Below are 23,185 nucleotides of genomic sequence, written 5' to 3'. Positions count from 1 at the left end.
GAATAAGGTGGTTAAAAAATGGCTTGGAGTTATGATGAGTTAATTGATAGTATCCTTGAGAATTACCAAGATTATAAAAATGAAGAAATGATGAGTAGTAAAGAAGCAATTGCAAGAACATTCTATGATTTTGAAGGATTAATGAATAGAAGTGAAACAGACAAAGCTTTAATTAATGTCGTTTACGGGGAAATATTATTAACTCTTCCAAGAGTTTTGTATACCGTTAAAAACAATTTAAGCAAAAGATTATCTGAACTAGATTTTAATTTAATTGAACAAGAACAAAAATTAAGCTCCGAGCAATACAGAGACTTATTTAATCGTAAGAATTTTGTATTACAAGAGTTGGAAAATAAGATATTAGACTATTATCCAAGAGTATGTTGGTATTACGATGAATTGACAAATGAAGTTAATGTTTTCTTTAAACAAGTTAACGAAGAAAATGCCTTGGCGGATGAAATTATTTCTAGTGTATTTCAGCGATTTGAACGTGATTGTAAAAATACATTAAGTGAAAAATTAATCGTGTACACAACACTAGCTGAAAACTTATTAAACCAAGGGCTATCAAAGATTGATGGGCTACAACTAATTAAACAAGAATTACAGCAGTTTAACATAGCAGATATTTTTGAAGAACAATTGTTAGAAAAAGAAAAATTGGAACTAGATAAGCGAATTAAAAACGTATTAAGCCAAGTTTCCTCATAGTAGTAATAGATGGTTTAAAACTTCATTGATAAGTTACTACTACAATTTCCCCATAACTAAACGAAAATTTTCCAAAGCTTATTCCAACTTGAATCTTTGAGTAGGGATGAGCTTTATTTTACACAAAAACAATGACTTGTTATCTCTCCTCTTCAGAGTTTAACATAAACACACTAAACTTGGTGGGCAAATATGTTATGTCAAATTGGCCAGATTGGTTTAATGAAGCACTACGCCAGCGAACAACAGAATTCATGTTCATCAAAAGATGAGCATCTATTCACCAAAATTGGCTTTGGGTACTTCCAAAATGTTGCCCCATGCAGAATTTTGGGCAGAGAGAATCCATCGGACACTTTTGAATTCAAAAGATTTAGTAATTTCTTACTTAAAGAAATTTTAATGGTGATTAACGATGACGATCCAGATTTATATTTAGATAGGGCTAATTCTCTATTAGAAAAATTAAGTTAAAAAGGGGGGTCTGGCTGAATTGTATACACACAGTTAGCCCTATAACAGATTTCACAAAAATATTGTCTTGATCACGATCACGTTTTAGATTGTAAATTTAAGTTAAAATACAAACAATTTTAATTTTATTTCATCTAGAATCAAAGGTACCGTGATGGATCACAAAGAAAAAACAAGGAAGTGTACAAAGATGAAAAGAACTGATTTACCTCTTGTCTATTCTTGTTCTGGATGTTCCTCCGCAGCACAAACCGCTAACATGATCGCTATACAAATGGATCGAGAAAAAGTCGCTGAAATGTCCTGCATTGCTGGTGTTGGTGGTGATGTCAAACCACTTGTCAGAACAGCAAAATCGGGACGTGACATCATTGCGATTGACGGCTGTCCCTTGTCCTGTTGCAAGAGTTGCTTAGCAAGGCATGAAGTTCAACCCAAACACCATTTCCTGCTGTCTGACTTTGACGTACCCAAGATAATAGGAGAAGATCCTAACCCCGATCATTATAGGAATGCTTACACACAAATCTTAGAACAAATTGGACAATAATTCTTAATCAAAATTAAGGTGTGTATCGAAAGATGGCTCACCTTTGTTTTAAGTGTTGGGACAGTATACAGTAAAAGTATAGCTTGCTCTCATTATGTAACAATATCATAATTTTTTTTACTGGTGGCTCCTAACACACCTTTAAGGGCCACCAGTATTTTTTTATTCCCAGTTTAATCATTGGATATAAAAATCCTAAAGAATTTGGAGCTCTAATTGGAAAACGAGTAGCTCAGTTGCAACTTCTGGCAGAGCGTTTTCAAACACTTTACATACAAGTGAGTCAACATCGGCTATATCAATATCAAGGTTTTCATTAATTTCTTTTATAAGAGTGCGATAGAACCAATCTCGTTCCACCTTCTACCCTTCCTACATATAAATTTTATTTATACAACATAAACCAACACTATACATTTATCTTCTTTTTTAATATTTTTCAGATAACAAAGGTTCCCCCAAATTACTTTGCGTAATAGCGAAGAGCCTAAAAATAAACGTAATGATGAAATCGGCGAATATCACAATATGACAACAGATGTTATATTATACTTGATTGAAGTTAAGCAAAGGAGATGCTTATGATGAATCAAGAACCAAATCAGCAATTAGGTGAGATTATTGAACAGTTCATACATTCATATATTGCAGAAAATAACAATATTCGATCCCAAAAAGTAATCAATACTGCAGATGAGGATACATTAGCCCATCTAAGGGAAATTGGTTTTCCGAAAAAAGGAAGACCGATACAAGAAGTCGTCGACGAAATGAGGAAAAACGTCTATCCTCACCAAACCTTCATGCAACACCCTCGCTTTTTCGCATTGGTTCCTAGTCCAATGTCTCTTTACTCTTGGTTAGGAGATATCATGACCAGCGCTTATAATACCCACGCCGGAAGCTGGATGCTGAGTTCGAGCGCAAGCCTTTTAGAGGGGGAAGTGATCCGGTGGATGTGTGACCAAGCAGGATATCCCGATACTGCTGGAGGCTTATTTCTGTCGGGCGGATCGTTGTCAAATTTGACCGCTTTGGCAACTGCACGCAATGCAAGGTTATCCGAGCAGGAATATGCCATTGGAACTGCTTATGTTTCCGATCAAACTCATTCATCGGTCGCCAAAGGGTTACGCATCCTCGGATTCCGTGGTGATCAAATCAGAAAGATTCCAAGTGATAGCAATTTTCGTATGGATGTTTCAGCCTTAGAAAAAAAAGTAATAGATGATCAGGCGGCTGGCATGAAGCCTTTTGCGATCATTGCCACGGCAGGCACAACCAATACGGGAAGCATTGACCCGTTAAACGAAATTGCTGACCTATGTGAAAAACATAACATTTGGTTACACGTGGATGGAGCTTACGGTGCATCGATTTTGGCTTCTTCGAAATATAAGCCCCTTTTGAGCGGGATATCGCGTTCAGATAGCATTACCTGGGATGCACATAAATGGTTAATGCAGACATATTCTTGTAGCGTAGTTTTAGCCAAAGAAAATCAACAGCTTAGAAACTGCTTCAGCACTCATCCAGAATATTTGAAAGATGCCGAGACTAATGAAGAACATATTAATTATTGGGATCTGGGCCCTGAATTAACGCGGCCTGCTCGAAGTTTGAAACTATGGGTGACACTACAAGCTTTAGGAACTAATGCTGTCGGTGAAGCCATAGAGCATGGAGTTCAGCTCGCAGAATGGGCTGAAGATGAAATCAAAAAACATAATCATTGGGAAATTGTATCCCCCGCACAGTTAGCGATTGTTAATTTTCGATATGCGCCAACTGGATTATCTGAGCAAGAATTAGATTCACTCAATAAAAGGATCTCCCAAGAAATGATGACAAACGGATACGCCTCTGTGCTTACGACACAACTTAATGGAAAAACTGTTCTCCGAATCTGTGCAATTCACCCAGACACTACGGAACATGAGATAAGGAATACAATTCAGCTTTTATCGAATATAGCACGCTCATTGAATGAGACAAAAGCCTTTTTGTGATGAAAAATTGTGAAATGAAATGCTACACTTTCTGTAAATGAATAAAAATGCTCAACATCACACAAATAAGAGGAGCTCGTCGCTCCTCTTTACTGTCTTTCCTGTACATCTTCCAAATTATTTGCCATTGTACAATGCAGTAACAATGAACAGCACTCAATCCTAAAACGTTTTTTTTGAATGCAGGAACATATTCAAATTCCCCTCTATCCCTCGTGCATCAATGCTTCTCATCTCGATATATCGCTACCACACACTCCACATGTGTCGAAACTATGGAAGGGATATACCTCTCACTTAAGTTGAAAATACTTGCTTTGAAGAACAATACACCATACTGAAAATCGGTAAACAAATTCTCAAACCGACTTTCTAGGTAGGTATACATTTTTAACGAAAAATAAGTGTTTGATTAAATAGCAAATCATTTCTCTTTAAGTAATTACCATTAAAAGTAATAGGAACCGAGGTTCCATTGAAGTAATCTCTCTTATTGTCATGTTTTATAGCATGAACATGAAGATGCGGCTCACTACTGTAACCTGAGTTCCCTACTTTCGCAATTTCTTGTCCAACCTTGACAAAATCATTTTTCTTAACTAATAGACTATTTTTCTTCAAGTGTAACAACAGAATATTATATCCTTGGTGTTTGATGATAATCATATTTGTAGTACCACGGCCCAGGGAGTTTGGGACATTATCTTCTACTCCATCCACAACTTCGATAATTCTACCCTCAACCGGACTATATACTAAATCATTATAAATGGGATAAGATTTTAAAGATTCAGGATTATCAAATATCCCTTTTCTTGAACCTAACGGGGTGAGCTTAGTTATATCCACCGCATATTTCAGAGTACGATGCGAAAAGTGATAGTTCATAGATGAACTCATTCCACCATTCACTACCTCGTAAGCCCCTCCTTTCAAAGGGAACGCTAAATCGACTGCATCTTCGTGTTTAGGAGTGGATGTAATGTATGAAATACTAAATAAAATACATATAAAAACTTGATATATTGCTAATAAACCATAAAGAGAAAGGAATATTCGTGTTTTTCTATTTGAGCCAATCATTTATGAATAAAATCATGAACGTATATGCACTTGTAAACAAAGTGTGTATATACCACGAAATACGATTTTTAAATGGAAAGTAAGCCATGATCCAGTAAAGTATAAGCGGAATCAGCAGCATTTTTACAAAATAAAAAAACATTCAATTTCTTCCCTTGTCATATGATAATTTGCTTCTTACCTCTTCTTGAAATGCAGTATCCGTTAATAATTTGTAAAAAAACAAATCCAGCTTCTGCTTGAGCCAAATATGATCCACCCCAGAATCATCTTGAATAAACATGGCTAGTTGAATGTCATTTCCTTCCCGATCCGTACAATATAAAGCCTCTGTTAGAACAGAAATGGTAGATCCACCTTTGTTTCCAAACTCTATTAACTTGGAGTTATCCACTTGTCGCTGAATTAGCATCTTTAGATATGGATTTATAGTAGAAGGAACCAACTCCCCCTTGTGTATAAGCTTCATGAGGTAAGCATACTCTTTAGTCGTTGAACGAGGAAGCTTGCGCGATTCCAGCACTTGAAGCTTTCGCACATAATTCTGCCTGGTGTTCCATTTCTGAATACATTCTATCCCCTGATCACGATTTAAAATCTGATGAATTTCAATAGCTTTTTTCATATATTCCTCGTAACTCATCTCACTTATCTTTTGTATCGACTCTTTAAAACCTATGTTTTCGGTCTCTTGGATATAAGGAGACATGAATCCCGCAGATGAAAAAGGAAAGATTTTATCATGGGAAGAAAGTGAGAGCTTCATAATATTCTCATTTATCTTATCCAAACCCATTTTCGCCATCAGAAATTCTGTATTGGCATTGGAACTATATGCTAACATGCCGTGAGTAATATCCAATAACGTAATTTTCCCTTGAACCTCTTTATGGTTTGCGCGAATGGATTTGATCCAGTTATGATGAGCGTTACCATCGGAACCAGGGATATAAAATTTATTTAATTCCTCTAAAGGAACAAGTTCCTGCTCGTCTAATATTTTCGCTGCAACTTGGCGAGCAAATTCGATAGCAATGATCACTTTGGCCGTGCTGGCAAGCGGCATTTTAACTTCTGAGTTATAGCTGATTTTCTCCATACCATTTTTGATCATAAACAAAGATGCTTTACTCGGATTTTCCTTCAAAAAGCTTAGAACATCCATTTCTGTTTTCTTATTATTTTGGCGCTTCGCAATGAATAAAAATAGGATACATATGAACATAAATATTAAAATTATAGCTACTAACAATAAAATTATTTTCATACTTTGCTCCTTAATGGACACGCTTAGGCTGAAGTTCACATAAGTCGTCACAGTTCCCCACGGGAATCACTTTTCTTTTAGAAGCTATATAATCATACAAATAACCACCAATACCCATTTTTTTGAAAATAATTATAAAGGGAACCGCCCACCAAAGATACGGTATTCTTGTACAAATTTGTGCAATAGAGTCAATTCCACGTTGTATTTTACTGGAATCATTCATTGAGAAACTATGCATTCGCCTTTCTAATTCATTAATAAACAGGACACCAACCATCATAGAAAACCAGAATTTGTTTGTGTTGAAAGCTTACATATCCTAATTTTCTTGTTTTTCTTCGAATTATAATTGATATTTTCCGGAAACTGATCTTTGAAAAATGGTATAACTTTTTATATTCTCGATCCGTAAACAACAATAATTACATAACAATCATAATTAGTGAAAATGTCAGTAAGCCCATGCCTATACCGATTCCTGCATGAAACAATATCATAGCAATAACTACAAATGGTTTAAGGCTTTTATTAATTACAGCAAAAGGAAAATCTATTTTAACAATTATAGATAAATAAGTGAGTAAAATGGTGAGTCCAATATAACGGTTAACCCTATAATCCAAAATAGGTCTGCTAAAGTCTCTCACCTGTGAGATATAATAAAGTGCCGTTCCGTTTTGCCACATTTCTCCCATAAGCTGATACATTCCTGAGAAGAAATAAACAATACACAGTTGTATAATACAAAAAGTACTGCAAAATTGTGAATTATTATGGATAACTTATAAATCAAAGACTGCTTCGGACCTTTTCCATGTAAGCTATTCAATTTAGAATCAAAAGAGAAATATGCAGTATTATTGGCGAATAGGAGAAAAAACATATTTACTATCAGTAAATTGTCTCCTCCGTCACTTATATGAAAAGAACGAACATACAGTGAATAAAAAAATAGATAGGTCAGAATTGAAAAAAGGCGGCCTTTGTATCCAATTAAATAAAAAATAGTAACCACAATTCCCAAATGATAGATAAAGTCAAAAAATAAAGCTGATGAATTCAAATTATAATGTATCCTGCCAAATTGGCTAGATGGTTTCAAGAAGAATTACGCCAGCGATTTTGTAAACAACATGATTTAAACATAGCAGAATGTCTACAAGCTCCATCAAACTCTATGCCTTAAATATTTCATGTCTACATTTTTCAATTGATTAAAAACAAAAACCTGCTCAATGAGCGGGTTTTAGTATAGAGGCGGGGGGAGTCGAACCCCTATTCCAAACTTTTTCAGCTATGCATTAATTGTTATTATTATTGCTCTTCAAGCCTTATGTACCAGACTTGAAGGGCCTCTCTCCATTTATCAACTAGACCCTCATTGAAGGCAAAATACCAATGCTCCCTATATTCAATCTTTCCTTAACATCATTTTAGCAGATAGTCACTTTAATACATTTTACCAAAAAAGTAATTGCATTTATTCTCCACTAAAGCTTTTAGCCCATTCAGCAACCCTACGACTGCTTTCTTCTTCTGACAAATCCTCGATCCTAGTCATAATAGACCACCTTACTCCACAAGGATCCAATATACTTCCGAATCGATCACCTGAAACAAAGTTTGCAACTGGTTCCCTTACTTTCGCTCCTCTTGCTACCGCATTTTCAATGACCCGATCAACATTCATAACGTAGATTCCGAAAGAATAACACGCATTTTCTTCATCTAGCGGCAAGACCAATTGATATGCCGGATTCGCTGCTCCCAGCTGTAAAAAACCATTTCCAAAATCTAATTCAGCATGAACGATTATTTTATTGCCATTCTCATCAGGATATTCAGTAATATCCTTAACTCTTGCATTGAAAACCGTTTTATAGAACTCTATTGCTTCCGAAGGATTCTTCACTGTAATAAAAGGGGTGATAGATGTAAAGCCGTTGGGTGTTCCCTTCTTTGTATATTTACCTGACACTCCCACATATTCGCTGCTTTCAGTCATTTTAACTCCTCCTTTAAATGATCGTAACAGTTCAATTTAATGCGCATACCTTCATTGGATTGAATTCATCAACTCATAGTAATATTTGGATGCTCGAGTTTTGTTTAGACTATACCAGGCTTCTAATGTTTTAGAAGAAAACACACCCAGAGCTTTCAAAACGTGTACGGAAAATTCCAACGGAGCTGTTCCAGATGCAGTGATCAGTTTTCCATCCGTTACAGCAGACTCCGTTTTGTAATACTTTTCGCCCGTGTAGGTGGGACAGATCATTTTGAGATATTCCAGATCATTGCTTGTATGCCAACGTGAATTCAGCAATCCTATCTGGGCAAGTCCCATGGTAGCACCACAAATCGCCGCAACCCATATACCTTCCTCTAAACACCTCTCAACAATTTTTAAGATGGGTTGGTGAATTGTTTCTGTCCATGTATCTCCACCGGGTAAAATCAATATATCTGTGCTTTCAATGCTGCACTCATCCAGTGTGATGTCAGGCAGGATTTTCAATCCGCCCATTGTAGTTACAGGGGTCTTTTCCATTCCCACGGTAACTATTTTTGATGGGACCAGCCCCTTTTTATAATATCTCCCCGAGTTCAGTTCGGCAGTTAAATAACCTATCTCCCAATCTGCCATGGTGTCAAACACATAAAGATATACTGTATTATTCATTTGCAAATTCTCCTTATTTTATAATTCATCGAGTGATACCAATCATCCTCCGGTAATCAATGATTATCATCATTATAAAAAAGCTTCACTGACATCTGCTGTCAGTGAAGCTTTTAACGTTGATAATATTCCATTAACTCCGACGCAACAGCAACAAGTTTTCCCTTCAAACTCTGTGGTTCGATTACTTGAATGGATTTCCCGTAGGGTAGGAGTAAATAAGGGACATATGTATGAAGTGATTTTTCCTCAAGCAAAAAGATGGCTTGATTGGATGTCCGCTCTTTCAGATGATGTCCCAAAAACCAATGCAGACATAAGTCATCCAATGCCTCGGACCTGCCTCCGATAGTTAAAGAAATTAAATCGTCCTTACCCACTAAATCAGGTAACAGATTTTGCATAAAAAATTCACGGGCTGAAAAAGCTTCGGAACGCTTAAATATGATTGGAGTACGCTTGATTTGTAGAATCCGATCTGCCCGAAAGCTACGGATCTCATTTCTCAGGTGACAAAAAGCAACAGTATACCATTTACTGTTCCAGTAAACCATTCCATAGGGGTCTATCACCCTATTCTTGGGTTGTTCTTCATGGCTTGTGCGATAATCCATTTCTACAGAGAATTCGTTGGCTACAGCCTGCTCCAATTCTGCCAATATCGGCTGAAGAGAAGGTTCTCCCATGCGGTTTATCACTTCAAATCCGGCTAAATGACGGCTAAGTATACTTTCCTGCTCTTGATTCGAATACATTTTCAATTTTGATGTCGCACTGCTTAATGCCTCACTCAAAGGGTATCCAGCCTCTTTTGCAAAAACAGCAGCATGAAGGAGTGCCTTTTTCTCCTCCATATCAAATAGTAAAGGTGCTCTAATAAAATTATTCAGCAAGCTATACCCACCATTATGACCTGTGTCGGATATTATCGGTACTCCACTGGCACATAAAGCATCAATATACCGATAAACTGTCCTTATATTTATTTCTAACTTTTCGGATATTTGTTTTGCGGTCATTTTTACACCCGAATTCAGCATCCATAGAATGGCCAGCATATTATCGTTTTTTGGCATAACATGAACCCTCCTCTCTTATTAAAGCTCAATCTTTTATAAATATCTCTTTGTACTCTTCTTATCACCTATTATATGCTTTTTTCCATTTTATACGTCCCTCTCATATCTTCCAATTCCAGATTTACACATAGTAAATACCATAATGAATGGGTCATTCTGTAAACTAATTCTCTCTTTTAACCGATAAATACATATGCTGGGTTGTTTATTAAATATCACCTCTCGTCCCTTTATAGCGTACAACCCCTGTAATACATATCTATCTTGACTCACTGTTGTACCCATCTACGGCTTCTATAACCAGAAGCGAATTTAAGATGACGTGCTTCACTTGGAAATACCCATCGCATCTAGAAAGGAGTCATGAACTCACTTGACCGTATTATCAGATGGGATCGGATATGAAAGCCTACGCTTTTATGGTCCCTTTCAGCCACTACACATCGATCAGCTTCAAATAACACGTACTATTAACGATCATGCCTTTTTACATATCAGTGGGTTGCTCTCCGAAGAACAGGGAGCAGCTTGTATCGGTCAAAATATGGAGCAAGAGCCCATTGTGATTCGTCAGTTGAATGATCAGGGACAATCGCTGAGAAGATTGTACCATGGGATTGTTACACGTATATCCGTACATTGTGTGCGAGGCGTGTATACGTTTGAACTAGAGGCCGCTTCCCATTCGTACCAGATGGATATTAAACGTAAAAGACGCTCCTATCAAGATATTCACCGCACCTATGATGATTTGGTCACTGCGCTGGTTCGAAAATATCAGTACGGAGATGCCATTGATACGGTAAGCAACTATGCCAAACTGGAGACATTTGTTTTACAATATGAGGAGACCGATTGGGCGTTTTTAAAACGTCTCGCTTCTCGCTTTGGTTCCGTACTCATGCCAGAGGTAACCGCAGCCTCGCCCAAGGTCTTCTTCGGAATGCCCGAAGGCAAGCAGCATAAGGTGGAGCGAGATGTATTTTATCGAGTACGAAAAACGTTTCATGTGCTGGATGCGGAAAAGCCGGGAGAACGTGTCGGTTCGTATGTCACCTATATGATCGAAAGTCTGCAATATTATGCGCTGGGCGACCTCATCAGGTTACCGATTGGACAAGGCAAAGAACTAGTCGTGGTTCGGGCAGTGACAACGTTAGCAGATGGCTTACTGCGTACCCGTTATGATCTTCAAGCCGAACAGGATATCCGCTATGCTCGTTATGAAAACGATCAGGCTACCGGGATTTCACTGACAGGAACGGTACTGAAGGTACAGCAGGATTTCGTCCAGCTTCAACTGGACATCGACCCAAAGCAAGATCCTGCCAAAGCCTGCTTGTTTCCTGTAGCGACTCGATATGTAGCTGAAGAACATAGTGGTTGGTACGATATGCCTGAGATCGGGGAACAAGTCGAGTTATATCTGCCTACACATCACGAACAGGATGCCTATGTGACAGATTCATTACGACAACAACGCCACGCGAATGGACAGCCCGATATGAAGGTGTGGCAACACGTGCAAGGAAGCGGCATAGAAATGTCTGAGCGAGAACTGACCCTGTCCACCTCGGATGAATTTTCAATTACACTAAATGAAGATGGTGGCATTACCGTTAACAGTCCGGGGAATGTGCAGATTCAGGGTGGTCATGTGAAGCTGGGTGCAGGCGAGGAACTATCACTGGAAGCTGGCACGGCGCTATACTTAAAGGGTGGAGCCAGCAGTATGGTACTGGATGGTGAGACGGATACCAAAGCTCCGGTGATTTATCAGGAAGGTACGGTGAAAGCTCCTGTTTTCGTAGCTGACCTCCCTCCTGTGCCTGAGCCGCCATTGATGAGCATCAAAGCATTTGAAGCAGCTCAATCAGCAGCCAAGGATTCATCTAGCAACCAAGCCTCTACCCCTAAAGCAAAAGTCACCAGTCCAGCAGAGCTTCAACAGGCGAATGCCATGATGGGGACAGTATCCAAGCTATTAGGCTCCATTCCGGTAATGGGGAAAGTGGCTGGCGTTGTTGTGGGAGCGCTAAGTGGACCTGCGGCGGGTGTGATTCTGAGGGCAACCGCAGCGATCCCTGTTCGGAGCAAAGGAACCCCTACCGTTGGAGGCAGTAGCAAGGGGAGCGAAGTTCACCCATTAAAATACTTGACTGGTTTGGCCATGCAAGGGTTGATTAGTCTACACGAGCATGAGAAAGCTAAACAAGCCTATTATAACAAGTGGATTCTAGGAAAAGTGTATACGAGCGCACGTCATATAGCTCATTCCGGCAGCACATTGGAACTGGTACAGAACCTGCTTAAAGAATCGAATGCCATGGTTCATGCGTATCAGCAGGTTCCGGAAGAAGTAAGAAAACGCTGGAGAGCCAATTACGACAGCCGCATGGCACAACAGCAGCCTAAACAACAAGTTGAGAAGCCTAAGTCTTGGTGGGATCGTTACCTGGGTTATACGGGTAGCAGCTTGATGATAAAAAGTCAAATAGCCATGGAGCAGGCACATGCTTCTCAAAAAACAGCAAGCAGCCTAGCTGAATTATACAAAGGCATAGAGCAGGCTAATAGCGTAAGGTATCAAAATGCAGGAAACTCAATTGGTGAATTTTTAGATTATTGGTCATTTGGTATACCTAAAGGATTGTATCAAGCCTATATGGAGCGCGGACGTAATCAAGGTAACTCTGGTAGTGACGCAATCAATTTTGCTACATTTGGAATAACAGAAGCTATACGTGGGGCTGTGACACCTGAAGATCCTTTGTCACCAGACCATTTGTCCAATATCATTAGTGTAGCAGCGATCGTTGAGGGAGCCGGTTCATTTTTCAAGCCGAAAACCATACTAAATTCACCAGTCAAAGAACCTGTTCATCCAGGCCCTAAAATCATCAATGAAAAAACAGAGCCACCCCAACCCTCAAATCCGAAGCCTAATAAAGATACAGGGATTGAGGGGACGGGTGATGTTATTAAGGCAGGTAGTGGGACTACATTTGAAGGTAAAACAGGACGGAACTATAGTCGATTTGCGATTAATGACCCATCACCACCAAATGTTAAGAACGCAGAGGATTACTTTAAAATGACGAGAGATGGAGATGCAGTTGAACCCCATGAGTGGGGTCTTATATTCGATAAAAATGGTAACCCGATAAGTAAACTTATCACAGACTATCATCCAGGTAAGATTGATGTATCAAAATATAAAGCTTTGTCTAAAGATGGAGTGTATACACATAACCATCCTAATAATGGTGTGTTTAGTTGGCAGGATTTGGAGACAGCAAGAGGTTTTGATATGGCAGAAATAAGAGCTACATTACCGAATGGAACAACACTTAGTATAGAACGGGGACCAAATGGCTGGAATTGGGATAATATAGATACACAAATAACTCTGAATAAAGCAAAACAGAATGTACTTACTAAACCAGAGTACGCAGAATTATTAAGGCAAAGAGATCAACCGGCGCTAGATATGGCATGGATGAAAGAATTTGCTGAATTGATGGGAGGTAGTTTTAATGTATACAAATAATAGTGAGGAAAGAAAGTTCCTATATGCTAAACCCTATTTCGCTGGAGTGATTGTAGACACAGATTCAAATGAATTTGACTGGTTTGGGAACGACGAGAGGGGTCAATTAGAGAGAATCATAAAGGAGAGTAACTTTGCTGACCTTATATGTGAATTGGTTCATATTTTCAAAGAAGGGCTGCCAAACTACTACGAGCTTTCTTCACTTTTTAGTATGAATTATGAAATAGTACAAGGATATTTGATATCTCGTTATGGATTAGAACCTGCTCGAAAAGAGAAAGAAGAGTTTGAAAGACGGTTTGGCAAAGGTAAAGCAGGTATGGATAATGGAGACAAAATTATTTGTAGAGTCGAAAACGTTGAACGTAAAGATCAAGATATATCTAAAATAGAAATGGATATTGACATTGAGTGCTTAAAAATCAATGACCTTTATTTATTTGTCAACGAAATACCAGATCTGAATGAACTGAAAACCAACATAGAGGCAAAGTTTAATGATATTGACATTGCTGTTGGTAATAAACTAATCGTCAAAGATAAAACTTATAGGATTATTATTTTAGAAGATGAAAATAAGATGACTGATTAGTAATTGGGCATTTTCAGGAATAGTAAATTGTCGGCCCAGGGTCTGTCAATAACTTTGTGTAAACATACGCCACAATGCGAGCTAACCGCCCGTATTGTGGTCTTTTTTAGTCTGTGGACTGGCCGCCGCGGCTTCTTAAAAGCTCCTTACCCAGTACCTGACAATATAATTTTTCTGCGTTGGAAAATGTCGTTAATAACTTAAAGGCAGTTGATGCGGCAGGCGCAGATTTAGATGATATTATTGAAATTATATAATTCCCTGGAAACCGAGCTACTCTAGAAGATAAAATTCAAAGGAGAAACTAAAATGTATAAAGTTCAAAGTGCGAAAGACATTAGGGGTGCTATAAAAAGTGGCCAATTGGATAGGTTAAGAGATTTACTTGAGAAAGAACCAGAAATGTTAACATGGATGACACCCTTTGGTACATGGTTACATGTAGCAGCAGCTTATGGGCATTTAGAAATAATAGAACATCTTATTAATGCAGGGATAGATATTAATGCAGAGGGTGGAACTTTTTCTACAAACGCCCTTGAAAGAGCAGCTACAAAAGGGCATTTAGATATTGCTGAATATCTCATTACCCAGAATGTCGAGATTGATACTAGTGAGCCAGATAGAAATCCTCTGTTCGCTGCAATATATGTTGGTCATTTTGAGATTGTCAAATTGTTAGTCGAGAATAATATAGATATATTTTTAAAATACTCTGGTGACAACATGAAGGATATGGATGCTTATGCGTTTGCCATTGAAAGAGGACAAACAAAAATTGCTGAATATTTAAAGCAGAAGATGGATGAAAAAAGATAGAAAAAGACTTATTTAATGGTATACACTATCGAGATGTTACAATAAAATTGGTCACAATGATTTTATAAGAGTATAATAAGACCTTGCCATTCCCCTATCCTAACCACATCCTAGCCTCTGATGGATTCACGCAATTGTTTGGCTTCGTAATTATTAACACGTTTGCTCACCATTTATTTTCAGAAAAGCTTAAATCTATGGATTTTCCACTTCATTTATATATTTCCTTCAACTCAAACTAGACTCGCATAAAAAGCACCTCCTAGCATTCATCGGACAAACCAAAAGGTTTGATCCAATGTCTACACTAGGGGGTGCTCTTCTAACCAGGGGAATTTGTTTTACCCCTTAACCGACCCGGCTGCGATACCTTCCACAATCCGGTCACTCATAATGAGGAACACGAGCAAAATGGGCAAAATGCTGATCATCAATGTAGCTCCGATAGCTCCCCAGTCGGTCGTATATTGTCCGATAAAGTTCTGGACGCCAACGGTTAGCGTTTTATTCGCGTCCGAGCTGATGAACGTATTGACGAAAATAAACTCATTCCAGTTATAGATCATGTTAATAATGGATGTCGTTGCCATGACGGGGGTTGTCATGGGCAGTATGATCCGAAAAAACATCCGGTTGACCGAGCAGCCGTCCATAACGGCCGCTTCTTCCACTTCACGGGGCAGGGCGTAATAGAACCCCAGCAAGATCATCATCGTTGTCGGTAGATTAAAAGCAACATACGACAGGATGATAGAGAGTGAAGTATCTGTTAGATGCAGTTTGAGAAACATGCTGAACAACGGAATCAAGGTGGCATGGACTGGAATCATCATTCCAACCATAAAGAGCCCGAGAACTAACTTGCTTCCTTTCCACCGCATACGCGTAATGGCAAACGTTACAAAGCTGGCTAATAGCACCGTCAGCGCTACGGATATGACCGTAATCCACACACTATTGAAAAAGTACCGCCCAATGTTGCCGCTGGTCCATACATTCATATAGTTCTCCCAATGCGGCTGGGACGGGAGTGCAAACGGCGGAAGATTAAACACTTCCTGATTATTTTTAAGCGAGAAAAGCATCAGCCACACCAGCGGTAAAAGCTGCGTTACCGCCAAGATAATTAAAATGATATACAACACGGCATAACCGACCCGATTTAACATTTTGCCGCGGCTAGCGACTCCAAGCGGATAGTTGGCGGCTGCCTGGGTTTTCATATCCGTTCCTCCCTCTTCCTGTCCTTTGTTACCCTCATCTGTTTGCAAGACTGGATTATGAATACTGGATGGTTTCACTTGTGGCCGTAACCTTACGGATCAGCCACGTAGCGATCAAACAGATGAACAGCAGGGCGAAGGCTGTAGCGCTGCCGTATCCAAAGTCAAAGCTGCGGAATGCCTGGTGGTACATGTATGAGGCCATCACTTCACTGGCTCCATTCGGTCCACCGTCCGTCATGACATAGATAAGGTCAAAATATTTAAGCGAGCCGACAATCGATAATATGATCGTAACGTTAATTACCTCGCGCAGCAGGGGCAATTTGATACGAGTCGCAATCTGCCAGGGGCTGGCCCCGTCAATCCGGGCAGCCTCCATCAAGGTTTCGGGAATGTTTTTCAGCCCGGCATAGTAGATCAGGATATAAAAACCTGCATATTGCCAAATAATCGGGATAAACAAGGCAATCAACACCAGAGACGGATTAGCTAACCATTCAGGTGGGTTGTGAACGCCGACCGACACCAATAAGGAATTAAGCACTCCGTTCGTTGGATGATATATTTTGAGCCAAAGCTGTGCGATTGCTACAGAAGACAGCAGCATGGGAATCAGATAAATTTTCCGCAGCAGATTCGCTCCCTTGATTTTCCCTGACAAAATCATCGCAATGACCAGATAACCGATCAGACTAATGCCTGAAAACAAGGCCAGCAGCAGCGAATGCCATGCACTTTGCCAGAACGCTTTGTCTGTAAACAGATGTTGATAATTGTCCAGCCCCACAAAAGTCATAGAGCCAATTCCATTCCACTGATTCAAGCCGTAATAGCCAGTCAGTACGATGGGTACATATATAATAGCGAATAGCAATAGTAGAGAAGGCAATACATATAGAGCAATGACGAGCTTATTCGACATGACCTTTTCCACGGTCGGACCTCCTTAGGTGGTCAATTTCAATTCCCTTTCTCGATGGCAGCCTTATGCTGGTCGGCAAATTGTTGCGGTGTCACCGCTTTGCCAAACAACGCCTGAATCATGTTCAAATGCACCTGCGCTGCATTTGGCTTCATCTGTACATCAGCGAACAATGTAATGCTGCTGGCCTGGTTCAGCCCGTTCAGCAAATCAACATACAGCTGAGGCAGTTTTTCTTTAGAGGTGTCCACTTTCGTCGCTGGAATAACGCCAGCCTGTGTGACCGATTGTTCTCCCCATTTGAGTACAAAGTATTCAACGAACGCTTTGGCCTCTTCTTTCACCTTGGAATTCTCCGAAACAAACAAACCTACTCCCGGACCTCCTACCCAACTGTTCTCGTTGCCCTTGCCACCTGCAACCATCGGGAATTTAAAGAAGCCAATTTGATCTTTAAATTCTTGTGGGATTGCGGGATTGGTCGTAAAATTCGGCAATTCCCAAGTAGCCATCAAATACATAGCTGCCTTATTGTTCATAAACTCGGATTTTCCCTCATCATTGGACAAGCCGTTAAATCCTTTGTTAAAAGCATTCATATCCACAAGTGTCTGGACTTCAGAGGCTGCTTTAATTAAACCTGGGTCATCGAACGATCCTGAGCCGTCAATCGCTTTTTTCAGCGTGTCATTACCTGCTATACGCTCTGCCAGATACATGTACCAGAGTGAGCCGGTCCAGCGATCCTTATTGCCCAATGCAATCGGTGCAACTCCATGATCCGTAAGAGTTTTCACAACCTGCTTAAATTCGTCAAATGTCGTAGGTACCTTCAAATTGTATTTTTGGAATATAGCTTTGTTGTAATAAATAGGTGTTATGTTCAATTCAATCGGAAGCGCATACGTTTTGCCATTCAGCGCATAAGCTTCGGTCGTTCCCGGTACAAATTTGTCCTTCAGCTTGGAACCGTTCAGCAGGTCATCCATAGGCGTAAATAATCCACCTTTAACGTAAGGCTCCATAAAGCCTGCTGCCCAGGTAATGCCGACATCCGGTAATTCATTGGAAGCCGACAGCACTTTGAGCTTGTTTTTATATTGTTCATTTTCCAGCACTTCTTGCTGAATGACGACATTCGGATGATCCTTTTGGTATTGATTTATAATCTGAGTCACAAGCTTACTCTGCTGTGCCGAGCTTCCCTCTGGCCACAGGTGCATCATTTTGAGTGTAACCTTTCCTCCTTCTTTACTGGAACCGCCTTGACCATCCTTACCAACACCACAACCAGATAGTACCAGCATAAGTGACAGCAGCAGGGCAAACCCTGCAAACCATTTTTGATGTGAGCGCTTACTCAAATCATTCTTGTTGGACATCGTTAGACCTCCGTTTATTGTAATTATATTTTTTGTAACCGTTGTCATTTGTAAGTTTAGCACTTCATTTCGGCTTCCAACAGGGTACACTCATTGGGTATAATTCCACTTTTATTGGGTTTGATCTGCCTATACGTCAGTCGATATTCTCCGGCCCTGTACGCATCTGCTGCCTGTAGCGGCTGGGACTTACCCCCTCGGTCGCTTTGAATACTTTAATAAAATATTTATCTGTTCGGTAGCCTGATCGCTCGCCGATTTGGGCAATCGTCAACTGAGTATGCAGCAGCAACTCCTTAGCTCTTTGGATCCGCAGCCGGTGCAAATATTCGCTGAAGGATAAACCACTTTGCTCCTTGAACAAAACGCTAAAATAGCTCGCATTCAGGTGTGAATGCGCGGCAGTCTGCGCCATCGTAATGGATTCGTGAAGATGCTCCGCCATATAGGTGAAGGCACGTCGTACCGGATCACTAAGAGTAGCCGCCTGGAGATCAAGCTCTAGCAAAACAGGGTCAGCCAGCTTGTCCAGCTTCTCGTACCGCTGTCGCTCCTCTTCCAGCCGAAGCGCTTCATTGACCGCATTCAACAGCTCCTGCTTATCAATCGGTTTGAGCAAATAATTGACGGCTCCCAGACGAAGAGCCTGCTGGACATAATCAAACTCCGCATAACCCGAGATGACAATGATCGCTGGTCGTCGTGAATCCCGTTCCAGAGAGCGGATTAAATCCAGCCCACTGAATTCCGGCAACCGGACATCCGTAATCAACAGATGAACCGTCTCTGCACGCAGTATATTTAACGCTTCCAAACCATTATCGAATGTTACAATCCGGTATTTCCCGGCGGCCCATTGCTCCAATGTCTGGTGTATCCCCTGACGTGTTCGCTGTTCATCGTCTACAATGACAATGGTTTTGGATGAAACACTCATTTCTACCGCCCTCCATATTCATCAGGAATTTCAAAAGCGACCACAGTTCCTTCCTGCTCAGCACTATGTATCAGCACGCCGTCCGTTGGATAAAATGCGCTGTCATAATAGAGAGCAAGCCTGCGCTGCACATTCACTAGTCCCATACCGGTTCCCTTGCTCTGGCAGGCTGCTCCCCCCATCAACGCTGTACGCACAGCTGCAAGTTCTTCCAGTGTCATTCCAGGTCCGTTATCTATGACCGCGATCTTGGTCCAACCCGTTCTGGTCGAAGGAGTGACACTAATTTCAACACGACCGTTGCCGATGCGATTTTCGACACCATGCAAAATGGCATTCTCTAGAATAGGCTGGATCAGCAGTTTAGGAAGCGGAATTCTGGCTGCCTCCGAAGGCATATGAATTTGCCAGCTCAAACGTTCACCCAGACGCATCTCCATCAGTTCCAGATAACGACGGATTTGCGCCATTTCTTCCCCGAGGGTCACCCAAGAGTCATGGTGAGCCGGTTCGATAACATAACGAAACAGCCGCGACATGGACACCATCAGCCCGGCAAGCTCCTCTTCTCCCTTCTCCTGTAGCGACCAGTTGAAAGCATCCAGCGTATTAAAAAGAAAATGCGGATTAATCTGCGCCTGCAGAGCTTTAAGTTCGGTTTGGCTTTGTAAAACCTCCTTCTCGCAAATAACACGGATCAATTCATTAATATCGACAATCATCGTGTTGTACTCTGCGTTCAATTCTCGCAGCTCGACTGCTGCTGCCGGTTCTGGATTCAGGGCCAATGCCCCTTCCCGTGAACGGCGCATCGCCTGAATCAAGTGACCTATCGGTCTTGTAATCAACGTAGACAACATAAAGGACATGAACAGGAATAGCACGGCACCAAGAGACGCGGAAATGATAAGTGTAGTCCGTAAAACCGTAATTCCGTCTGTGACGACGCTAACCGGAATCAGGATCAGCAGCGACCAGCCCGTCCGCTCCGACTGCTGAACTGCCTTCACATATTCCCGTTCCCCAATATGAACCGTCTGTGTCTTACTGTGCAGTACACCTGACAAATCCGTCTGGTTCATTGGTTCACCCGACAGCAGCTGGCCTTGACGATCTACAAGCAGCATGGTTTCATCCGCTTCCTCATTGACCGCTGACGCACCATTCAATCCAAAATAGCTTCGCTCCATACGGGTAATCAGGTACCCTCCGCGCGAGAACCAGCGATCCACCAGGCTCACCTGCCGAATTGCCAGCAGTGACCGGGGGTCTTCGGGATCAATACCGATCCAGACCAGTCTTCCTTTCATCTGATTCGCTTCCCGGATGTCTGCCTGTCCGATACGTTCCTCCAGACTGCCCTCTCTAATCGGAAACAACATCTTCCCTTCGGCGGTATACAGCTCCAGCGAGCCGACACTCGGCATATATGCCTGATAGCTATGCATCACTTGCAGGAGTGATTGACGCTGTCCGAAATTCACCTTGCCCCCGTTGCGCTCCTCCAGCAAAATATGCTGAACAGACGGGTGATTCGCGACCTGCTCCGTCAAGCTATCCATCTGGCCGATTAATGCATCCAGCCTACCGCTTGCTTGTACCGCAGTCTGACCAATATGTCGCTCGGCACTGTCTTTTAACAAGTGAGACACATTGAGATAAATGAACGCCCCCGCCACACTCATCATAATGAGCATCACCAGTATAAATCCGATAAAAATCTGATTACGTAATGTGTTTAATGGCTGAAACCTTGACTTTGAACGCATATGCCTTCTCCTCCTGAACCATCGCAGAAAAAATGGGTAATGATAGCGCTTTCCTTTTTCTATTCTATCGCATCGTTCGTCTTTTGGCGTATTTTCAGCAGAGATTAATCAAAATGGGCAAGAATGCTATGAAATAGAAAGAACGTAGGGTAAACGGAAAAATGACTCCCGACAATGCAGGAGCCATCTACTGACCAGTTACACCGAAGCTTCTTTCAAATCACCCAAACTAAGGTACCGTCCAGGCTCCGAAGCTTGTATATGAAATGGGTATCCTATTGGAGCGCAGCCAAAATGCGGTCGCACAGCTCCATCGTTTTCACGTTATCCCGTCCACTTGAATCAGGCGTCCGTCCTTCTTGGCAGCAGTTCATGAAATGTGCGATTTCACCAACAAAACCGCGCAAGTACAAATCACGGTATCCGCCCGACATCGCGGAGGCTGACGGTGTCAGAACCGTATCGTTTTCCGCAAGGGATTTCCAAGGAAGCTCTGTATGACTCTCCGACTTGTGAATGATCAGTGTATTCACCTCATCCGCGTTCGCAAAACCATGATCAAAGGTTAACGTGAACCCTTCACTCTCGCGTGTCCATGCTGTCATTCCTGCGAAGTATAGGCTACCCACTACACCATTTTCAAATTTCAGAGCAATCGTATGGGAAATACACTCGCCGTTATCGTTAGCAAATCCGGTAACCTGCGCCACTTCCCCGAACAAATAACGTACCAGATCGACCATATGAACCGCCGCCAGCTTCATGAAATCTTCGCCGGTTTTACAAAACAGGGTACTGTCCACGAGAAATTTTGCCTGAAATGAGCGTGCGGCTCCAAGTGATCCACCCTCAATCAATTCTTTTAATTTTATGTATACAGGTGCGTAACGCTTCATGAAACCGACCATCAGTACGACACCCGCTGCTTCTGCCGCATCTGCAATTCGGGCCGCTTCCTCGGCATTCCAGCCCAGTGGCTTGTCTACAAAAACATGTTTTCCAGCCTTAATGCAGTCCAGTACGAGCGAAGGATGATCTACCGCTTGTGCAATCACGACAACTCCATCACAGTCTTCCTGCTCCAGCATAGCCTTGTAATTGTCATAAGGTGTGCCGCTGCTTCCAAACCGCTGAAGTGCTGTCTTCGATCTGCTTAGATCTCTAGTCGCAATCGCCTGAATTTCAGCACCTGCCCCAATGACAGCAGGATATATATTCGTTGAAGCATGAAAGCCCGCCCCGATAAAACACAGCCTCGCCTTGCTCATGTTAGTCCCTCCCATGTACACACTAAAATAATCCGATCCCATCGTATATTGCTGAAGTATATATACAGTGGCATAAAGATAAAGGACATGATTCTTAAGGAGAACAAGATAAAAAACCTTAACAAAGATAATCCCTTATCCTTGTTAAGGCTCTGTCTGTATCACCAGCAACAATCCTTAAAAATACATTCAATTACAGGGTTCAGACATTATCTTGTGGATAACGAAGCCCATTTTTGCTCCAGCCACTGATCAAATTCAGCACCCTTGTCGCCTTCATAGATGTCATAAATATCGACTCTCATCTTGTGCAGCTTCTCGCGAAAATCGTTATAGGTATGGTCGGCTGGCAAGCTTTTTTTAATCCGCACCAGAATCTTCGTCAGGCCCTTAACAAGCTCACCCTCTCTGCGCACAGGCGGCTGTACATTCTCGCCCCATTCCTGAAGTCTGCGGTAAGCGGCTTCCTGAACGGCATATACCGTATCATTATTCAAACGGTGTGTCAGCAAGTCAATCGTCTGCTGGTTCTTCCATGCACCCAGATCATTTACCGCGGCTAGGCGTGTTTTCCAATCGGAGGTTCGGTTTGCAGCTACTTTAAGCTGCTCATATACTTCTGCAAATTCCTGCTGAGTTTCGTTGTTTTCCAAAATAATCTCATCCTTTTCTAAAAATCACTATATTACTGTTCATCACGATTGCCGTTTGTTAAATATAACATACTTGCAGGTCTTCTTCTAAAAAAAGATAAAAAGAAATGTATCGGACATGACATGGCCAGAAGGCGTTCATTCGCCTCTGTTGTCTGCCGCTGAAAAGCATCGTAAATTCCTCCAGATATCTGGGTAG

The 23,185-nt window shown here is 41.3% G+C and carries 21 protein-coding genes; 7 read left to right on the top strand and 14 right to left on the bottom strand.

Features of this window, described 5'->3' with window-relative positions:
- Positions 1-18 precede the first annotated feature (18 nt).
- The 3 genes from ACQW03_RS19095 (at position 19) to ACQW03_RS19085 (ending at position 1,741) form a co-directional block, all read left to right on the top strand.
- Complete coding sequence (locus tag ACQW03_RS19095; RefSeq protein WP_328800531.1) at positions 19-717, top strand: Imm3 family immunity protein; 699 nt, start codon at positions 19-21, stop codon at positions 715-717.
- A 192-nt stretch (positions 718-909) separates the two neighbouring features.
- Entirely contained in the window at positions 910-1,191 is a 282-nt protein-coding gene (locus tag ACQW03_RS19090) for a hypothetical protein (protein ID WP_328800532.1), read from the top strand.
- A gap of 190 nt (positions 1,192-1,381) precedes the next feature.
- On the top strand, positions 1,382-1,741 hold the full coding sequence (locus tag ACQW03_RS19085; protein WP_013311396.1) for a putative zinc-binding protein: 360 nt from the start codon (positions 1,382-1,384) through the stop codon (positions 1,739-1,741).
- Positions 1,742-1,936: 195 nt separating this feature from the next.
- Here ACQW03_RS19085 and ACQW03_RS19080 read toward each other — a convergent pair whose 3' ends face one another.
- On the bottom strand, positions 1,937-2,101 hold the full coding sequence (locus ACQW03_RS19080; RefSeq protein WP_328800533.1) for a hypothetical protein: 165 nt from the start codon (positions 2,099-2,101) through the stop codon (positions 1,937-1,939).
- A 221-nt stretch (positions 2,102-2,322) separates the two neighbouring features.
- On the opposite strand from ACQW03_RS19080, the gene ACQW03_RS19075 reads away from it, so the two are divergent.
- Positions 2,323-3,750 carry a pyridoxal phosphate-dependent decarboxylase family protein gene (locus tag ACQW03_RS19075; protein ID WP_441951197.1) on the top strand — a complete coding sequence of 476 codons (1,428 nt, stop codon included), beginning with the start codon at positions 2,323-2,325 and terminating at the stop codon, positions 3,748-3,750.
- A gap of 390 nt (positions 3,751-4,140) precedes the next feature.
- On the opposite strand, the gene ACQW03_RS19070 is transcribed toward ACQW03_RS19075, so the two are convergent.
- From ACQW03_RS19070 to ACQW03_RS19045, 6 genes are all read right to left on the bottom strand, one after another.
- A complete protein-coding gene (locus ACQW03_RS19070; RefSeq protein ID WP_441951195.1) occupies positions 4,141-4,662 on the bottom strand; it encodes a M23 family metallopeptidase in 522 nt (173 codons plus the stop codon).
- A gap of 313 nt (positions 4,663-4,975) precedes the next feature.
- The gene (locus ACQW03_RS19065; protein WP_441951193.1) at positions 4,976-6,100 is read right to left on the bottom strand and encodes a serine hydrolase; all 1,125 of its coding nucleotides are present in this window, start codon (positions 6,098-6,100) and stop codon (positions 4,976-4,978) included.
- A 425-nt stretch (positions 6,101-6,525) separates the two neighbouring features.
- The gene (locus ACQW03_RS19060; protein ID WP_441951191.1) at positions 6,526-6,798 is read right to left on the bottom strand and encodes a hypothetical protein; all 273 of its coding nucleotides are present in this window, start codon (positions 6,796-6,798) and stop codon (positions 6,526-6,528) included.
- Positions 6,799-7,583: 785 nt separating this feature from the next.
- Complete coding sequence (locus ACQW03_RS19055) at positions 7,584-8,108, bottom strand: VOC family protein (protein WP_441951189.1); 525 nt, start codon at positions 8,106-8,108, stop codon at positions 7,584-7,586.
- Between the two features lie 51 nt (positions 8,109-8,159).
- A complete protein-coding gene (locus ACQW03_RS19050) occupies positions 8,160-8,786 on the bottom strand; it encodes a type 1 glutamine amidotransferase family protein (protein WP_071642301.1) in 627 nt (208 codons plus the stop codon).
- Positions 8,787-8,899: 113 nt separating this feature from the next.
- Complete coding sequence (locus ACQW03_RS19045) at positions 8,900-9,862, bottom strand: helix-turn-helix transcriptional regulator (protein ID WP_441951186.1); 963 nt, start codon at positions 9,860-9,862, stop codon at positions 8,900-8,902.
- Positions 9,863-10,238: 376 nt separating this feature from the next.
- On the opposite strand from ACQW03_RS19045, the gene ACQW03_RS19040 reads away from it, so the two are divergent.
- From ACQW03_RS19040 to ACQW03_RS19030, 3 genes are all read left to right on the top strand, one after another.
- The gene (locus ACQW03_RS19040; protein WP_441951184.1) at positions 10,239-13,415 is read left to right on the top strand and encodes a contractile injection system protein, VgrG/Pvc8 family; all 3,177 of its coding nucleotides are present in this window, start codon (positions 10,239-10,241) and stop codon (positions 13,413-13,415) included.
- Entirely contained in the window at positions 13,402-14,010 is a 609-nt protein-coding gene (locus tag ACQW03_RS19035; RefSeq protein ID WP_076293899.1) for a hypothetical protein, read from the top strand. Before ACQW03_RS19040 ends, ACQW03_RS19035 begins: the two co-directional genes overlap by 14 nt.
- Positions 14,011-14,319: 309 nt before the next feature.
- A complete protein-coding gene (locus ACQW03_RS19030; protein ID WP_076293898.1) occupies positions 14,320-14,829 on the top strand; it encodes an ankyrin repeat domain-containing protein in 510 nt (169 codons plus the stop codon).
- Between the two features lie 341 nt (positions 14,830-15,170).
- Here the strand turns inward: ACQW03_RS19030 and ACQW03_RS19025 are convergent, their stop codons facing one another.
- The 7 genes from ACQW03_RS19025 to ACQW03_RS18995 all read right to left on the bottom strand — a co-directional run bounded on the left by ACQW03_RS19025 (position 15,171) and on the right by ACQW03_RS18995 (position 22,986).
- Positions 15,171-16,052 (bottom strand): carbohydrate ABC transporter permease, encoded by an 882-nt coding sequence (locus tag ACQW03_RS19025; protein WP_071642311.1) that lies wholly within the window; start codon positions 16,050-16,052, stop codon positions 15,171-15,173.
- Positions 16,053-16,107: 55 nt separating this feature from the next.
- Positions 16,108-16,989: a carbohydrate ABC transporter permease gene (locus tag ACQW03_RS19020; protein ID WP_071642313.1), complete on the bottom strand. Its 882-nt coding sequence runs from the start codon at positions 16,987-16,989 to the stop codon at positions 16,108-16,110.
- A gap of 26 nt (positions 16,990-17,015) precedes the next feature.
- Positions 17,016-18,359 carry an extracellular solute-binding protein gene (locus ACQW03_RS19015; RefSeq protein ID WP_441951181.1) on the bottom strand — a complete coding sequence of 448 codons (1,344 nt, stop codon included), beginning with the start codon at positions 18,357-18,359 and terminating at the stop codon, positions 17,016-17,018.
- A 136-nt stretch (positions 18,360-18,495) separates the two neighbouring features.
- Positions 18,496-19,296 carry a response regulator gene (locus ACQW03_RS19010; protein ID WP_071642316.1) on the bottom strand — a complete coding sequence of 267 codons (801 nt, stop codon included), beginning with the start codon at positions 19,294-19,296 and terminating at the stop codon, positions 18,496-18,498.
- A gap of 2 nt (positions 19,297-19,298) precedes the next feature.
- A complete protein-coding gene (locus tag ACQW03_RS19005; protein ID WP_441951178.1) occupies positions 19,299-21,065 on the bottom strand; it encodes a cache domain-containing sensor histidine kinase in 1,767 nt (588 codons plus the stop codon).
- Positions 21,066-21,340: 275 nt separating this feature from the next.
- On the bottom strand, positions 21,341-22,333 hold the full coding sequence (locus ACQW03_RS19000; protein ID WP_441951176.1) for a Gfo/Idh/MocA family protein: 993 nt from the start codon (positions 22,331-22,333) through the stop codon (positions 21,341-21,343).
- Between the two features lie 209 nt (positions 22,334-22,542).
- Positions 22,543-22,986, bottom strand: coding sequence for a HEAT repeat domain-containing protein (locus ACQW03_RS18995; RefSeq protein WP_441951174.1), 444 nt, complete (start codon positions 22,984-22,986; stop codon positions 22,543-22,545).
- Positions 22,987-23,185: the final 199 nt, after the last annotated feature.

It is taken from the genome of Paenibacillus sp. DRB1-1, from assembly GCF_052119485.1.
Classification (GTDB): Bacteria; Bacillota; Bacilli; order Paenibacillales; family Paenibacillaceae; genus Paenibacillus; species Paenibacillus polymyxa_B.
The sequence above is the reverse complement of the archived record's forward strand: the minus strand, read 5'-3'. Positions and strand labels throughout refer to the sequence as shown.

Bases quoted from the DNA above. Each gene is read 5' to 3' on its own strand.
- ACQW03_RS19025 (WP_071642311.1), bottom strand. From the start codon at position 16,052: ATGAAAACCCAGGCAGCCGCCAACTATCCGCTTGGAGTCGCTAGCCGC.
- ACQW03_RS19065 (WP_441951193.1), bottom strand. From the start codon at position 6,100: ATGAAAATAATTTTATTGTTAGTAGCTATAATTTTAATATTTATGTTC.
- ACQW03_RS19005 (WP_441951178.1), bottom strand. From the start codon at position 21,065: ATGCGTTCAAAGTCAAGGTTTCAGCCATTAAACACATTACGTAATCAG.
- ACQW03_RS19055 (WP_441951189.1), bottom strand. From the start codon at position 8,108: ATGACTGAAAGCAGCGAATATGTGGGAGTGTCAGGTAAATATACAAAG.
- ACQW03_RS19010 (WP_071642316.1), bottom strand. From the start codon at position 19,296: ATGAGTGTTTCATCCAAAACCATTGTCATTGTAGACGATGAACAGCGA.
- ACQW03_RS19035 (WP_076293899.1), top strand. From the start codon at position 13,402: ATGTATACAAATAATAGTGAGGAAAGAAAGTTCCTATATGCTAAACCC.
- ACQW03_RS19060 (WP_441951191.1), bottom strand. From the start codon at position 6,798: ATGGGAGAAATGTGGCAAAACGGAACGGCACTTTATTATATCTCACAG.
- ACQW03_RS19045 (WP_441951186.1), bottom strand. From the start codon at position 9,862: ATGCCAAAAAACGATAATATGCTGGCCATTCTATGGATGCTGAATTCG.
- ACQW03_RS19030 (WP_076293898.1), top strand. From the start codon at position 14,320: ATGTATAAAGTTCAAAGTGCGAAAGACATTAGGGGTGCTATAAAAAGT.
- ACQW03_RS19075 (WP_441951197.1), top strand. From the start codon at position 2,323: ATGATGAATCAAGAACCAAATCAGCAATTAGGTGAGATTATTGAACAG.
- ACQW03_RS19095 (WP_328800531.1), top strand. From the start codon at position 19: ATGGCTTGGAGTTATGATGAGTTAATTGATAGTATCCTTGAGAATTAC.
- ACQW03_RS19085 (WP_013311396.1), top strand. From the start codon at position 1,382: ATGAAAAGAACTGATTTACCTCTTGTCTATTCTTGTTCTGGATGTTCC.
- ACQW03_RS19015 (WP_441951181.1), bottom strand. From the start codon at position 18,359: ATGTCCAACAAGAATGATTTGAGTAAGCGCTCACATCAAAAATGGTTT.
- ACQW03_RS19000 (WP_441951176.1), bottom strand. From the start codon at position 22,333: ATGAGCAAGGCGAGGCTGTGTTTTATCGGGGCGGGCTTTCATGCTTCA.
- ACQW03_RS19050 (WP_071642301.1), bottom strand. From the start codon at position 8,786: ATGAATAATACAGTATATCTTTATGTGTTTGACACCATGGCAGATTGG.
- ACQW03_RS19090 (WP_328800532.1), top strand. From the start codon at position 910: ATGTTATGTCAAATTGGCCAGATTGGTTTAATGAAGCACTACGCCAGC.